Origin of the sequence: Chelatococcus sp. YT9 (assembly GCF_018398315.1) — a bacterium.
Lineage (GTDB): Bacteria > Pseudomonadota > Alphaproteobacteria > Rhizobiales > Beijerinckiaceae > Chelatococcus.
On sequence record NZ_JAHBRW010000001.1, the window covers coordinates 2,669,383 to 2,682,695 of the forward strand.

General features: G+C 62.6%; 14 protein-coding genes. 8 read left to right on the forward strand and 6 right to left on the reverse strand.

Annotated features, from left to right (window positions below; translation table 11 throughout):
• Positions 1 to 62 precede the first annotated feature (62 nt).
• Positions 63 to 497, forward strand: a complete 435-nt coding sequence (locus KIO76_RS12160) for a c-type cytochrome (protein ID WP_213323522.1) — start codon at positions 63 to 65, stop codon at positions 495 to 497.
• A 121-nt stretch (positions 498 to 618) separates the two neighbouring features.
• The gene (locus tag KIO76_RS12165) at positions 619 to 1,542 is read left to right on the forward strand and encodes a c-type cytochrome (protein ID WP_213323523.1); all 924 of its coding nucleotides are present in this window, start codon (positions 619 to 621) and stop codon (positions 1,540 to 1,542) included.
• Between the two features lie 43 nt (positions 1,543 to 1,585).
• Here the strand turns inward: KIO76_RS12165 and KIO76_RS12170 are convergent, their stop codons facing one another.
• From KIO76_RS12170 to KIO76_RS12185, 4 genes are all read right to left on the reverse strand, one after another.
• On the reverse strand, positions 1,586 to 2,203 hold the full coding sequence (locus KIO76_RS12170) for a helix-turn-helix domain-containing protein (RefSeq protein WP_213323524.1): 618 nt from the start codon (positions 2,201 to 2,203) through the stop codon (positions 1,586 to 1,588).
• 78 nt (positions 2,204 to 2,281) lie between these two features.
• Positions 2,282 to 3,091 carry a bifunctional hydroxymethylpyrimidine kinase/phosphomethylpyrimidine kinase gene (gene thiD / locus KIO76_RS12175; protein ID WP_213323525.1) on the reverse strand — a complete coding sequence of 270 codons (810 nt, stop codon included), beginning with the start codon at positions 3,089 to 3,091 and terminating at the stop codon, positions 2,282 to 2,284.
• 58 nt (positions 3,092 to 3,149) lie between these two features.
• Complete coding sequence (gene thiE / locus KIO76_RS12180; protein ID WP_213323526.1) at positions 3,150 to 3,818, reverse strand: thiamine phosphate synthase; 669 nt, start codon at positions 3,816 to 3,818, stop codon at positions 3,150 to 3,152.
• A gap of 243 nt (positions 3,819 to 4,061) precedes the next feature.
• Positions 4,062 to 5,033 (reverse strand): DMT family transporter, encoded by a 972-nt coding sequence (locus KIO76_RS12185; RefSeq protein WP_213323527.1) that lies wholly within the window; start codon positions 5,031 to 5,033, stop codon positions 4,062 to 4,064.
• Between the two features lie 321 nt (positions 5,034 to 5,354).
• Between KIO76_RS12185 and KIO76_RS12190 the strand changes: the two genes are divergently transcribed.
• Together KIO76_RS12190 and KIO76_RS12195 are read left to right on the forward strand one after the other, a co-directional pair.
• A complete protein-coding gene (locus tag KIO76_RS12190; protein WP_249729582.1) occupies positions 5,355 to 6,143 on the forward strand; it encodes a UDP-2,3-diacylglucosamine diphosphatase in 789 nt (262 codons plus the stop codon).
• Complete coding sequence (locus KIO76_RS12195) at positions 6,143 to 7,180, forward strand: glycosyltransferase family 4 protein (RefSeq protein WP_283771433.1); 1,038 nt, start codon at positions 6,143 to 6,145, stop codon at positions 7,178 to 7,180. Before KIO76_RS12190 ends, KIO76_RS12195 begins: the two co-directional genes overlap by 1 nt.
• Before the next feature lie 21 nt (positions 7,181 to 7,201).
• Here the strand turns inward: KIO76_RS12195 and KIO76_RS12200 are convergent, their stop codons facing one another.
• Positions 7,202 to 8,071: a hypothetical protein gene (locus KIO76_RS12200; RefSeq protein ID WP_213323528.1), complete on the reverse strand. Its 870-nt coding sequence runs from the start codon at positions 8,069 to 8,071 to the stop codon at positions 7,202 to 7,204.
• A gap of 107 nt (positions 8,072 to 8,178) precedes the next feature.
• Positions 8,179 to 9,159 carry an N-acetyl-D-Glu racemase DgcA gene (gene dgcA / locus KIO76_RS12205; protein WP_213323529.1) on the reverse strand — a complete coding sequence of 327 codons (981 nt, stop codon included), beginning with the start codon at positions 9,157 to 9,159 and terminating at the stop codon, positions 8,179 to 8,181.
• A 203-nt stretch (positions 9,160 to 9,362) separates the two neighbouring features.
• On the opposite strand from dgcA, the gene KIO76_RS12210 reads away from it, so the two are divergent.
• The 4 genes from KIO76_RS12210 to KIO76_RS12225 all read left to right on the forward strand — a co-directional run bounded on the left by KIO76_RS12210 (position 9,363) and on the right by KIO76_RS12225 (position 13,139).
• Positions 9,363 to 10,496 (forward strand): ABC transporter permease, encoded by a 1,134-nt coding sequence (locus tag KIO76_RS12210; RefSeq protein ID WP_213323530.1) that lies wholly within the window; start codon positions 9,363 to 9,365, stop codon positions 10,494 to 10,496.
• A gap of 151 nt (positions 10,497 to 10,647) precedes the next feature.
• The gene (locus KIO76_RS12215) at positions 10,648 to 11,352 is read left to right on the forward strand and encodes an ABC transporter ATP-binding protein (protein WP_349629410.1); all 705 of its coding nucleotides are present in this window, start codon (positions 10,648 to 10,650) and stop codon (positions 11,350 to 11,352) included.
• A 6-nt stretch (positions 11,353 to 11,358) separates the two neighbouring features.
• Complete coding sequence (locus KIO76_RS12220) at positions 11,359 to 12,474, forward strand: MlaD family protein (RefSeq protein WP_213323532.1); 1,116 nt, start codon at positions 11,359 to 11,361, stop codon at positions 12,472 to 12,474.
• Between the two features lie 44 nt (positions 12,475 to 12,518).
• A complete protein-coding gene (locus KIO76_RS12225; RefSeq protein WP_213323533.1) occupies positions 12,519 to 13,139 on the forward strand; it encodes an ABC-type transport auxiliary lipoprotein family protein in 621 nt (206 codons plus the stop codon).
• Positions 13,140 to 13,313: the final 174 nt, after the last annotated feature.

Below are 13,313 nucleotides of genomic sequence, written 5' to 3' on the forward strand. Positions count from 1 at the left end.
TTAGAATACGTCCAATTCGATGTTAATCATGAGCCGTGGTCCGTATCTCGCGGGAAAAGCTCATGATTCGAAGTGCTTTGGTTGCTGTGGGTCTGGTGCTCGGGGTGACTGCCGGGATTGCTCAGACTGATCCGATTGCCGAGCGGCAGCAGGAGATGAAAGACAACGGACAAGCCTCGCGCATCGGCGCCGGCATGGTCCGCGGACAAGAACCCTTCGATCTTGCGAAGGCCCAGCAAGTCTTCAACACCTATATCCACACGGCTGACAATTTCGGCAAGTTGTTCCCTGAGAGCTCGAAGACGGGCAAGACTGCGGCCTCGCCGAAGATCTGGGAAGACCGTGCCGGCTTTGACGCCGCCCTGGCCAAGTTCGGCGACGAGGCCCGGAAGGGTTTGGCCGAAACGAAGGACCTCGAGACCTTCAAGGTCGCGTTTTCGGCGATAGGGCGCAGCTGTGGCGCTTGCCATGAGAGCTTCCGCGTCAAGCAGAACTGACGTGTGAACGCCGCCCATGTTTGCTGGCTGCGGGAACGCGAGCCGGGGGCGGTAGCCCATCTCGACTGTGGACGAGCTCGGGGGCTAATCTCCCGAGCATCGGACCTATTGGGGATTACCCATGAAGCGGCTTCTGAGCGGTTTGATCCTGCTTGCGATCATCGGTGCGGCCGGCTTCTGGGTGCTGACGAGTCCTCGCTGGCAGTCTCAAGATATAGGCCCGATCCCGACGGATGCGCCAAACCTGGAGAATGGCCGCGCCCTTTTCATGGCAGGAGACTGCATGGGCTGCCATGCGACGCCGGGGCAGGACGACAAGTTGCGGCTCGGCGGCGGACTCGCGCTGACGTCCGATTTCGGCACGTTTCATGTACCCAATATCTCCCCCAACACCCGCGACGGCATCGGCAACTGGACGGTCGAGCAGTTTGCGCGCGCGATGCACGCCGGGGAGGGGCCGAATGGCCAGCATCTCTATCCGGCGTTTCCCTACGCCTCGTTTCAGCGGATGACGGCGCGTGATCTGCGCGATCTCTTCGCTTTCATCAAGACCCTCCCTGCTGTGCAAGGGAGTGCTCCGAGCCACGATCTCAAGTTCCCGTTCGCAATCAGGCGCGGCATCGGCCTTTGGAAAATTCTTTATCTCGACGGGGAGGTGTTCAAGCCTGATCAGGCCCGTAGCGCCTCCTGGAACCGCGGGGCCTATCTCGTGGAAGGCGTCGCTCACTGTGCCGAATGCCACAGCCCCCGTGACGCGCTCGGTGGCATCATCCCGGATCGCCGCTTCGCTGGCGGCCCCAATCCCGAAGGGCGCGGGTATATCCCCAACATCACACCAGATGAGGCGACTGGCATCGGCAAATGGTCGAAGGAGGAACTGGTCGAACTTTTAACGACCGGCTTCACACCCACCTTCGATTCGGTCGGCGGCAGCATGGCCGCCGTGGTCGCCGGGACCTCGCAGCTGCCCCCCGAGGACCGGGAGGCGATGGCCGAGTATATTCTGTCATTGCCACCGCGGACCGCGACCCCGAGGGCGAATTGATTTTTGCGATTGTGGCAGCTGCGGCCCAAGGCGGTGCCTGGGCCTAATCCATCACGGCCGCTTTGAGGATGCAGACCATGACCGCGCGGGACGGACCATCGCTCGTGCAGCGTACCGTATGAGGACGGTCGCAACGGTAGCGCAGGCTCTCACCGGCTCGGGCAGACTGGAGGATTCCTGCCACCTCGACGGTGAATTCTCCCTCGAGAACGGACAGACATTCGATGGAGCCCCGCTGGTGGGCATCGGAATCGAGCACCGCGCCAGGCTCAGCCTGGATATCATACCACTGGAGCCATTCGACGGTCTTGATCCATCCGATGATGGCAAGGCGCATGCGTCCGTCGTCGGAGACCAGTATGGGGGTGTCGGCCCGCGATGATTTCTCGATGAAGGGCTCGTCATCGCCGGATGCGAGGACGCGCTCGATAGAGACATCAAGCGCCTGGCTCAAGCGCCAGATCGTGGCGAGTGTCGGGTTGGTCTCGTTGCGCTCGATCTGGCTGATGATGGATTTCGCAACGCCGGACTGCTCCGCGAGCTCCGATAGCGACAGATTATAGGCCTTGCGGAGCCGCTGCACCGTCTTGCCGAGTTGACCGGACAAGAGCTGCGCGCCAGCTTCCATTTCTCGCGTGCGATCCTTGCCCTCAACGGCCATCAACCTGCCTCATGATTTCGGAATAGCGAACAAGCGTTTGCTATGACGGACGCAATGTGACCGTGTCGAGCGGATCAATCAAGCATTGTTCGCCCACCACCGATGAAAGTGATGGACCGGGCCATGGCCTGAGCCGATGGTGAGCTGGTCTGCGGCCGCGAGCGCCGCCGTAACATAGGCCTTGGCCGCGCCGACGGCCGCTGTCAGATCGAGGCCTTTGGCGAGCCCCGCCGCAATCGCGGACGACAAGGTGCAACCGGTGCCATGGGTGTTGGTGCTTGCAATGCGCGGCGCGCTGAAGCGATGAACCGCCTTGCCGTCGAGCAGAAGATCGGTGCTTTCAGGGCCGTCACCATGGCCGCCCTTGATCAAGACGGCTTCGGCGCCGAGCGCGAGAATGAGTTGGCCCTGCGCGATGACATCATCCTCGTTATGAGCCACGGGCCTGTCCACAAGGGCGGCCGCTTCGGGCAGATTCGGCGTGATGATACGGGCTTGCGGAATGAGGCTTTGCCGTAATGCGGTGATTGCATCGGCTGCGAGCAGCCGGTCTCCGCTGGTCGCGACCATCACGGGATCCAGCACAACCTGCCGCTGGCCATGGCGCGCGAGCCCGGCAGCAACGGCCTCGATGACGCTTGCCTGCGACAGCATCCCGATCTTTACCGCGGCGACGGCCAGATCTGAGAAAACCGCATCCATCTGCGCGGTCACGAACGCCGGCGGTATGTCGTGAATGCCGCTTACCCCATGCGTATTCTGGGCCGTCAAGGCGGCGATCACACTGGCCCCATAGACGCCCAGCGCCGAAAAGGTTTTCAGATCGGCCTGAATGCCCGCGCCGCCACCGGAATCGGAACCAGCGATCGTGACCGCGATCGGTGTCATGAATTAAACCTCCATCAGGCCACTTCGCCGGCTGTGTGCCGGGCCTCGCTTCCTGGCCTCAGGCCTGGCGCGCCCGCGCCGTGAGGGCCTCGTCGACGATAGCGCGCAGCCGGGCGGTCGCGGCCTTGACATCCTCCTGCATGAACAGCGCGGATATCACCGCGACGCCGTCGGCGCCAGCGGCAATGACCGCCGCGGCGTTGGACACGTCGATCCCTGCGATCGCGCCGACGGGCTTGTTCGGCGCCGCAGCGCGGGCGACCGCCGCGACCTGCGCAAAGCCACGCGCGCCGAGTGGTAGTTCCGGATTGGCCTTGCTAACGGTCTCGAATACGCCTCCGATACAGCCATAATCCAGCGGTTGCCCTTCCATCCCGCGCGCATCGGTTTCCGTCTTCAGCGTCAGCCCGATGATTGCCTCTGGGCCGAGGAGGCGCCGTGCGTCCGCGACGGATATGTCGGTCTGGCCAACATGCACACCTTCGGCCTCGGCCGCCAGCGCGACATCGATACGGTCGTTGATGAGGAGCGGTACACCGGAGCCGGCGATTGCGGCGCGGATGGCGCGTGCGTTCTCAACGAGATGGCGGGCTTCGCCATCCTTGTCCCGATACTGCAGCAGCGTGGCCCCACCATCGACGGCCGCGCGGGCGAGCTCCGGCAAGGACCGGTCCTTCGTGCGTCGGGGGTCGAGGATCGCGTAAACGCGAAGGTCAACTTGTGGCATCACTACCCTCGTTGCTGCCGGTATTCACATCGTCCTGCGACGCAATCCCCGAAGGGGAGCAGTCGCGACCGTTCGGTCATGGCAAGAAGATGGCGCGTTGGCAAGCCGCGTGGGCCGCGTGAGGCGCCCGGGGATTTCGAAGTCCGCACGGAGACGGTTTAGGACCGGGCGATGATCGGCGTTAAAAAAGGCCGCGATGGGTTATCCATCGCGGCATCAAGGCGATTGAGCAGGGAGGTCAGCTCAAACGGTATGGGTTGGTCCAGCCTTGCGGGCGGCGCGTTCGGCGTAGCTGTGATGATGCTGGCGCCACACCAGGAACACGCCCGACGCGATAATGATGCCCGACCCGAAGACGACGGCAGGAACGGGGAGTTCCTCGAAGATAAACCAGCCGATAAGGCAGGCCCAGATCATCGTGGTGTATTCGAAGGGCGCGATCAGCGACGTGTCGGCATGCTTGTAGCTCATGGTGAGCAGGATCTGGCCAATGCCGCCCATGACGCCGATGCCGACGAACAGCGCGAATTCACGCGGCGAAGGCATGACCCAGTTGCCGAGCGCGATCGTGGCTAGTCCTAGCGTGCTCATCAGAACCACGAAATAGAACACGATGGAGCCGGTGCGCTCGGTATTGACGAGCTTGCGCACCTCGATGGTCGTGCTGGCGTTGCAGAGCGCCGCGAAGAGAGCGAACATCAGGCCGATGGTGACAGCCGGAGAGGCAGCCCCGGACATCAGCGCGCTCGAAGCGACATGCGGGGTCAACATCACCAAAACGCCGATGAAGCCGATGAAGACCGCGAGCCAGCGATAAGCCTGCACCTTCTCTCGCAAGAAAATCGCCGCGAGGACGACCACGAGCAGCGGCGCGATGTAGCCGATGGCGATCGCGTCCGAGAGCGGCAGCTTGGCAAGGGCCGCAAAGCCCAGAAACATGCCGCAGCCACCGATCAGGCCACGCTTGATATGCCCGCCGATATTCTTCGTCCGCATCGACGCCATGATCTCGCGGCGGAAGCCGAGCCACACCAGAAGGGGCAGGATCGTGAAGAACGAACGGAAAAAGACGATCTGGCCGGTCGGGAAATCCTGACCGACAGTTTTGATGCCCGCGGCCATCAGCGTGAAGAACAAAGCTGATACGACCTTGAGCGATATACCGAGGAGGGGGTTCACGGCGGGAGACCAGATATGTGCAGCTGCTGCCTTCATACCGGGCAACCCCTTGGGAGCCAATATCGAAAGCAGCAGGTCAGCTATGCGTCCGGCGCGATGGTGTGTATTTCCTCAAGTTACTTTTAAGAGGAAATTAATGGATCTAGGTACGGTGGAAGAACAAATATGGTTTATTCTTGTTAATCCTGCCAATATTAAGTCATAATCTCGCCGCCATCTGGACGGGTCGAGATTGCCCCTTGTTCAGGCATCGCCCCCTGGCTCGTCACGAAACTGCAATCGGAATCAGGTTTTTGATAGCTCGCACGGCCGGATGAGGACCGTGCTCCGAGCAAGCTTACGCGGAAGGCCGGAGCCTTGCGGAACGACGTTGTGCGAACGAAAGCCCTGTTCATTTCTGATGTGCATCTCGGTACCAAGGGATGCCAGGCAGATCTGTTGCTCGATTTCCTGCGGTTCCACGACGCCGATACGATCTATCTCGTCGGCGATATGGTCGACGGGTGGCGTCTTAGGCAGAAGTGGTATTGGCCCCAGGCGCATAACGACGTCGTTCAAAAGATGCTTCGTAAAGCACGCAAGGGCTGTCAGATCATTTATATTCCAGGTAATCATGACGAGTTTCTTCGTGATTACGTTGGGTCAAACTTCGGTGGCGTGTTGATCATGGAATACGCGATCCATGAAGCAGCCAATGGCAGCCGATATCTTGTCACGCATGGCGACCAATTCGACATGGTCGTGCGCCACGCCCGCTGGCTCGCCTTCTTCGGTGATCGCGCTTATGGCTTCGCCCTGTTCGTGAACACCTATCTCAATGTCGCGCGCCGTCGTCTCGGCCTGACCTACTGGTCCCTGTCTTCCTGGGCAAAGCTCAAAGTGAAGAACGCAGTGAATTACATTGGCCGCTTCGAGGAGTTGCTCGCCTCGGAGGCGCGTCGCCACGAGGCCGACGGCGTCATTTGCGGCCATATCCACCACGCCACGATGCATGACGACTATGGCGTCCGCTACATTAATACCGGTGATTGGGTGGAATCCTGCACCGCCCTGGTCGAGCACTATGATGGCCGTTTCGAGATCGTTCGCTGGGGCCGATCGCGAGAGCCCAACGCGATTGTCCCCCTTCAGGAAGTGGCCGCCTGATGCGCGTTCTCGTTGCCACGGACGCCTGGCACCCGCAGATCAACGGCGTCGTGCGGTCGCTCGAGAATGTCGCGCGGGAGGCTCCTGCACTCGGCGCGGAGATTGTCTTCCTTACACCCGACATGTTTCGGACCTGGCCGATGCCGAGCTATCCGGAGATCCGGCTGGCGGTCGCCTTTGCCTCCTCGGTCCGGCGCAAGATGGCCGCGTTCAAGCCCGATTTCGTGCATATCGCAACCGAGGGACCGATCGGCTTGGCCGCGCGACGCGCCTGCATCAGTGACGGGCAGTCCTTTACGACGAGCTATCATACGCGCTTTCCCGAATATCTCGCGGCCCGCTTGCCGGTGCCCACGGGTTGGAGCTACGCCGCACTCAGGCGCTTTCACAACGCGGGGGCCGGCATCATGGTGAGCACGGGCACGATCGAGCGGGAACTCGCCGACAGGGGGTTCGGCCCGCTGATGCGCTGGTCGCGCGGGGTCGATGCATCGCTTTTCCGACCTCGGCCTGATGCCGCGCGACCTTTCGCGGGGCCGGTTTTCCTTTACGTCGGACGCGTTGCCGTCGACAAGAACATCGAGGCCTTTTTGAAGCTCGATCTCCCCGGAACAAAGGTGGTGGTGGGAGACGGCCCGGCCCGACCTGCCTTGCAGGCGACCTATCCTGAGGCCCGCTTCCTCGGGAGCCTTACCGGCGAGGCGCTCGCGGACATCTATTCCGCCGCGGATGTCTTCGTGTTTCCCAGCGCGACAGATACCTTTGGAATCGTGCTTCTGGAGGCGTTGGCGAGCGGCTTGCCCGTGGCCGCGCTGCCGGTTGCGGGCCCAATCGATGTCATCGGCTCGTCGGGATGCGGCGTGCTCGATCATGATCTCAGAGAGGCTGCTCTCGCGGCGCTCGAGATCTCTCGCGCGCGCTGCCGTGACTATGGGCTCACCTTCACGTGGCAGGCCAGCGCCCGCCAGTTTCTAGACAATATCCGCCTGGCACATGGCGCGGCATCAGGCGACGACGGGCTAGCCATCGCTTCTTGAAACGGTCTGGTGTCGTAGTCTTCAGGTAAAACGGCGCAGCTTTTCCGAAGTGCTCATCGTGGTGAGCCCGGCCAGGATCTCGCCCGGTGAGCGGATGGATTTACGCTGTCCAGCCGCCTGCGATGACGCTTGACGTGCCACCAGCGCCTCCAGTTGCTCGCGGATGCTGGCCGTGTTGTGCATCCCTGTCCCCTGGTCGGCAGCTTGTTCGGCATTGTTCACGACGAGCCGCACCGTCTGAGGCAGGTCCGGTTCGATGGTCGGCTCTCGGCGCAAGGCGGGCTCGGGTTCCGCCGCGGCGTCACAAGCCTCCACGGCCTTTGCCAATCGCTGGTCGATCTGGTCCATCAGGCGTGTCAAAAGCCGGAAGCGCTCGCTGATCGCCATGCTGTTCGCGGCGACCGCATAGAGGCTCGTAAGACGATCCCGAACAGCGCCGTTGACGATATCCTCGTATGTGCTCCCGGCTGAGTTCTTGCTCCAGGCCATTTCCTGGATCAGCTCAGCGGCATCCATGATCGCGGCCGTCGTTTTCTCCTGAGCGCGCGCCAGGGCCATGAATGGATCTTCGCTGGCGTCCCGATCGAGCACCGGCTGGCTTCCTGGTGAAAGCGCGATTTCGATACGCGTACGCTCGATCAGGCGTTGAAGTTGGACAAGCCGAAACCGCTGCCTCTGGCGTACATCGTCTTTGGCGTCCGCGTGCTCCGTGCGGCGACTGCTGCCCTGGAGGCGGCTCAGTGCGTCAATCAGAGCCTGGAGATCGGCGTGGCGCTGGCGGCGCACATATTCCGCCAGAAACCAGCGTCCGCGCTCGGTCTCGGTGAGGGCCCGGGCGATTGCATCGTAGGTCGGTGACGACTCGATGGGACTGGCTTCGGATGTCAGCATATGGTGCTCAGGTCGTTGGGCGCGTCGGCGTGCAGGCTCATTCGGCCAACGATACGAGCGTCAGCTTAAAGGATCCTTTTACGGTGGCGGCAGAGTCGGATTTTTCCTCACCCCCAGAGTTCCCGCGTCGGCGGACTCACGATGCTGCCTTCATAGCTGAGACCATAGGGGCGATCTTCCGCAAGGAGGAGGGGACCGTCGAGGTCCACGAACCGCGCCCGCGGCGTGAGGAGCATGGCCGGTGCCATGGCCAGCGAAGTCCCGACCATGCAGCCCACCATAATGCCGAAACCCCGCGCCTCCGCCTCGGAAACGAGCGCCAGCGCTTCGGTCAGCCCGCCCGTTTTGTCGAGCTTGACGTTGATGACGTCGTAGAGCCCCGCAAGCCGGCTGAGATCCTCCCGCGTGTGCAGGCTTTCGTCCGCACCAAGAGGAATAATGCCGCGGTGTGCAGCGAGATGATGATCCTCGCCCGCGGGCAAGGGCTGTTCGACCAGCGCGACGTCCGCACGCCGGCAAGCCGCCACGTTCTCGGCCAGCGTGTCGGATGTCCAGGCTTCATTGGCATCGGCGATGATGAGAGCATCAGGAGCCGCGGCCCGCACGGCGGCAACGCGTGCGGGGTCTCCGGCACCGCCAAGCTTGATCTTGAGGATGGGCCTTCCGCTGCGCGCGGCCGCTTCGCCCATAGCCTGTGGTGTATCCAGGCTGATGGTATAGGCCGTCGTGGTGCGGGGAACGCGGGTGATGCCGGCGAGGACATGGGCCGGAACCCCCGCCATCTTCGCCTCGAGATCCCACAAGGCGCAGTCCAGCGCGTTGCGGGCGGCGCCCGCGGGCAGGGCCTCACGGAGGCTTTCGCGATCGAGCCCTCCTTCTACGGCCGCGCGCTGGCCTTCGATGGCCGCGGCGACACCCTCGACACTCTCTCCATAGCGGGCATAGGGCACGCATTCGCCGCGCCCGTCATGAATGCCGTCGCTGATCGTTGCGGTCACGACGACCGCTTCCGTGCGCGCACCGCGGGAGATGACAAATTTTCCCGCGATCGGGAAGCGTTCGATGGCCACGGTTAGACGGCGCGACATGACTGACCTTCTGGTGAAGCGGGTGTGGTAAGCACGGCCTTTTTGCCGTGATGTTGCAACGATGCAGCTTTACCACTTATTCCGCCGGTGCGGCATGGGTTTGCTCGACATCGCGGGGTATCGCCGCTATCGGTGATTGCATATGCCGTAGATGGGAATCGCGACGTCCGCTGGGTGCGGAGGTCAGCTGGCAAGACAGGTGCATGAACGCAGGACCCACCGCCGCGACCGAAGAGGCTGGTAGCGAACTCAGAGCGACGCTCGCCGGACTTTGGACGGCACCTTACGCTGCCGATGTCGAGAAGGAGGCGCAGACCCTGCTTGATGCAAGCCAGGGCGCTGGGCGCGTCATCCTCGACATCTCTGGCATCCAGCGTCTCGACACCCTCGGCGCCTGGGTGCTTGATCGCACGCGTCATGAGCTAGGCGACCGCGGCTTGCATGCGGATTTCGTCGGCGCGCGGCCCGAGCAGAGCATTCTCCTCAACGAGATCGCCTATCGTAGTGGCAATGAATTAACAGAACGCCGGAAGTCCCGGCTCGTCGATTTTCTCGCAGAGGTCGGCGGCGCCGTGGTCAATGCCGGACGGGACATGGTTCGGGGCATCAGCTTTCTCGGCGAAACCACCGCGGGGCTCGCGCGCGTTTTCGCCAATCCCCGGCGCTTCCGGTTCACAGCCCTCGTCAATCAGCTCGAGCAGGTCGCCTTCAAGGGCGTGCCGATCATTGCGCTCATTTCGTTTCTGGTGGGCTGCATCATTGCCCAGCAGGGCATTTTCCAGCTGCAGCGCTTCGGCGCTGTTACCTTCGTGGTGGATCTGGTCGGTATCCTCGTGCTGCGTGAGCTCGGCGTGCTGCTCACCTCCATCATGGTGGCCGGCCGGTCGGGGAGCGCGTTCACGGCGGAAATCGGCTCGATGAAGATGCGCGAGGAGGTGGACGCCTTGCGTGTGATGGGGCTCGACCCTATCGAGGTTTTGATTATCCCCCGCGTGCTCGCCTTGATCATCGGCTTGCCGCTGCTCACCTTCATCTCGGAGATGGCGGCTCTGTTCGGCGGCGGACTGGTGGCGTGGATCTACGGTGGCATCAGCCCTGAGATTTATCTTGCCCGCCTGCAGTCGGCGATCGACTTCAACACCTTCCTCGTTGGCATGATCAAGGCGCCGTTCATGGCCCTCGTGATTGGTCTGATCGCTTCGCTCGAGGGGTTGGCCGTCGAGGGATCGGCTGAATCGCTCGGCCGTCAGGTCACGGCTGCGGTCGTGAAGTCCATTTTTATGGTGATTGTCGTGGACGGCCTGTTCGCGATGTTCTTCGCCGCGATCCGCTTCTGAGGCGCACATGGACCAGCAGCTCGCATCGACCAACGGCGGAACGCCCGAGCAGGGCCATGCCGATGCCGCGAGCGGCCACGCTGGCGAGCCTAACCGCGAGGTGGTCATCCGTGTCCGTGACCTGGAGGTCGGCTTTGGCGAAAAGATCATCATGAAAGGGCTCGACCTCGACGTGTATCGCGGCGAGATCCTGGGATTCGTGGGCGCCTCGGGCATAGGCAAGTCCGTCCTGACCCGCACGATCCTGGGCCTTGTTCGCAAGCGCCACGGCACCATCGAGGTTTTTGGTGAGAATCTTGACGAGCTCCGTGACGCATCGCGGCGCGCCGTTGAGCGCCGATGGGGCGTTCTCTTCCAGCACGGTGCGCTGTTCTCGGCATTGACCGTGAAGCAGAACATCCAGGTACCGATGCGGGAATATCTCAGCATGTCGGAACGCTTGCTGGATGAACTCGCCATGCTGAAGATCGAGATGGTCGGCCTGAAGGCCGATGCCGCTGACAAATACCCGGCTGATCTTTCCGGCGGCATGATCAAGCGTGCCGCGCTGGCACGGGCGCTGGCGCTCGATCCGGAGATCGTCTTCCTCGACGAACCGACCTCCGGCCTCGATCCGATCGGCGCGGGCGAGTTCGATGATTTGATCGCGACCTTGCAGAAGACCCTGGGTTTGACAGTCTTTATGGTCACCCACGATCTCGACAGTCTTCATTCGGTGTGCGACAGGATTGCAGCACTGGGCGAAGGACGTATCATCGCTCAGGGGCCGATTGAGGCTATGCTGGCATCTGACAATGCCTGGGTGAAGGCATATTTCCACGGCAAGAGAGCGCGCGCAGTAATGGGTGATAGTTAGCTAGCCATGGAAACACGCGCCAACTACGCTCTCATTGGTCTGTTTACGCTTGCAGTCGTCACAGGCGCGTTCCTGTTCGTCTACTGGTTCGCGGCGTTGGGTAGCGGCGGTACGCGCGAGTCCTACCGTGTCGTCTTTACAGGATCCGTGTCCGGTCTCTCCCGAGGCGCTTCGGTGCTGTTCAACGGTTTGCGGATCGGTGAGGTGCGCAGCATCAGCCTCCTGCCTGAAGATCCGCGCCACGTCGTCGCCATCGTCGATGTCGATTCGGGTGTGCCGATCAACTCGGATACAAAGGCGCGTCTCGAGTATCAGGGCTTGACGGGCGTTGCCTCGATCCAGATGACGGGCGGCGATCCCAAGGCGCCGCCGCTCGTGGCATCGGCTGGCCAGCCGATGCCCACGATCTACGCCGATCGCTCGGACTTCCAGGATCTCCTGGAGACGGCGCAGCGGCTGGCGCGCCGCGCCGACGACGTGCTGAACAAGATCGACAGCGTCGTGGGCGATGCGCAGACGCCAATCGCCAACACGGTCCGCAATGTCGAGAAGTTCTCTCAAGCTCTCGGCGACAATTCCGCCAACATCAACCAGCTTCTGTCGAGCGCGGGCGATACGGCGAAGAGCTTGTCGAGCCTGTCGACCAGCCTCGACGCGGCGATCAAGGCCGTCGATACGAAGAAGATTGCCGACATCGTCAACAATGTGGACCGGTTCACCGCCGCGCTCGGGAATAACTCGGGCGACGTGCAGACGATCCTGCGCAATGTGAATTCACTGACCGCCAAGCTCGACCGTGCGGCCGATCAGGTCGAAGGTGTGCTGAAATCGGCCCAAGGTCTGCTGAGTTCTCCCGACGGCAAGGGAGCGTTCGACCAGGTTGCCGAGGCCGCACGCGCCATCCGTACGCTCGCTATCAACCTTGACGCGCGAACCGCCGAGATTACCGCGGGCATCAAGCGCTTTACCGGTCCCGGACTTGGCAATGTCGAGGCGCTGACGAGTGACGCGCGCCGGACGCTCAACGACCTGAACCGCACCTTGCAAAGCGTGCAGCGTAATCCCCAGCAGTTCATCTTCGGCGCCAAGCCGAATTTGCCAGCCTATAGTGGCCCGCGCTGATGGGCCGGTTCCCCTCACTACACCAGCGCTCTGGAGACGTTATGATGGGTTCTGCGAGCGAGCCGCGTGGCGGCAGTACCCGGCGACAGGCCATTGGTCGATGCGGATGGGCCCTTCGAGCCTTGTCGCTGATGGTAACGCTTGGGTTGGGCGCTTGCGCCTCGCCACCGCCACCCACCTTCGATCTCACCGCGCCGAGCAGCGGTTTGAGCGCCCGTGGCGGACGTCAGCTCGCGGTGACGGAGCCTGTCGCGCTTGAGACCCTCAACAGCCAGCAGATCGTGGTTCACGATCGCGCGGGGGCCGTCTCGAGCCTCACCGGCGCCCAGTGGAGCGACAGGCTGCCGGTCCTCGTGCAGACACGCCTGATCCAGACGTTCACGAATGCCGGCCAGTTGCGCCGGGTTGGGCGGCCCGGCGATGGCACTATTGCGGCTCTGCAATTGGCCACGGAATTGCGCCAGTTCTACATCACAGCGGGCACCGGCGAGGCCGTTGTCCAGATCGCAGCGCGTATTATCGACGCCTCGACCGGACAGGTGGTATCGGCCCGGGTGTTCACCGCCAAGGTTCCTGTAGCCGGTACCTTGTCGGGCCCAGCAGGCGCCGCGGCGTTAAACGAGGCACTCGGCATCGTTCTCAGGGACATCGTTCGCTGGGCGTGATCCAGCGCGCGCCGTTGTCATCGGTTAGCCCGATCCTCCGTGGACTCCACGATTCATTGACAAGTCTGGCGGATCCGCAGTGATGCGGGCATCAGCCTGAGCGAGTGGATGCGCGGGCGGAACTCTCGCGGCCCTTCCATCACGCGGTCGTTGCCGAAGAGAGCTCCCATTCTG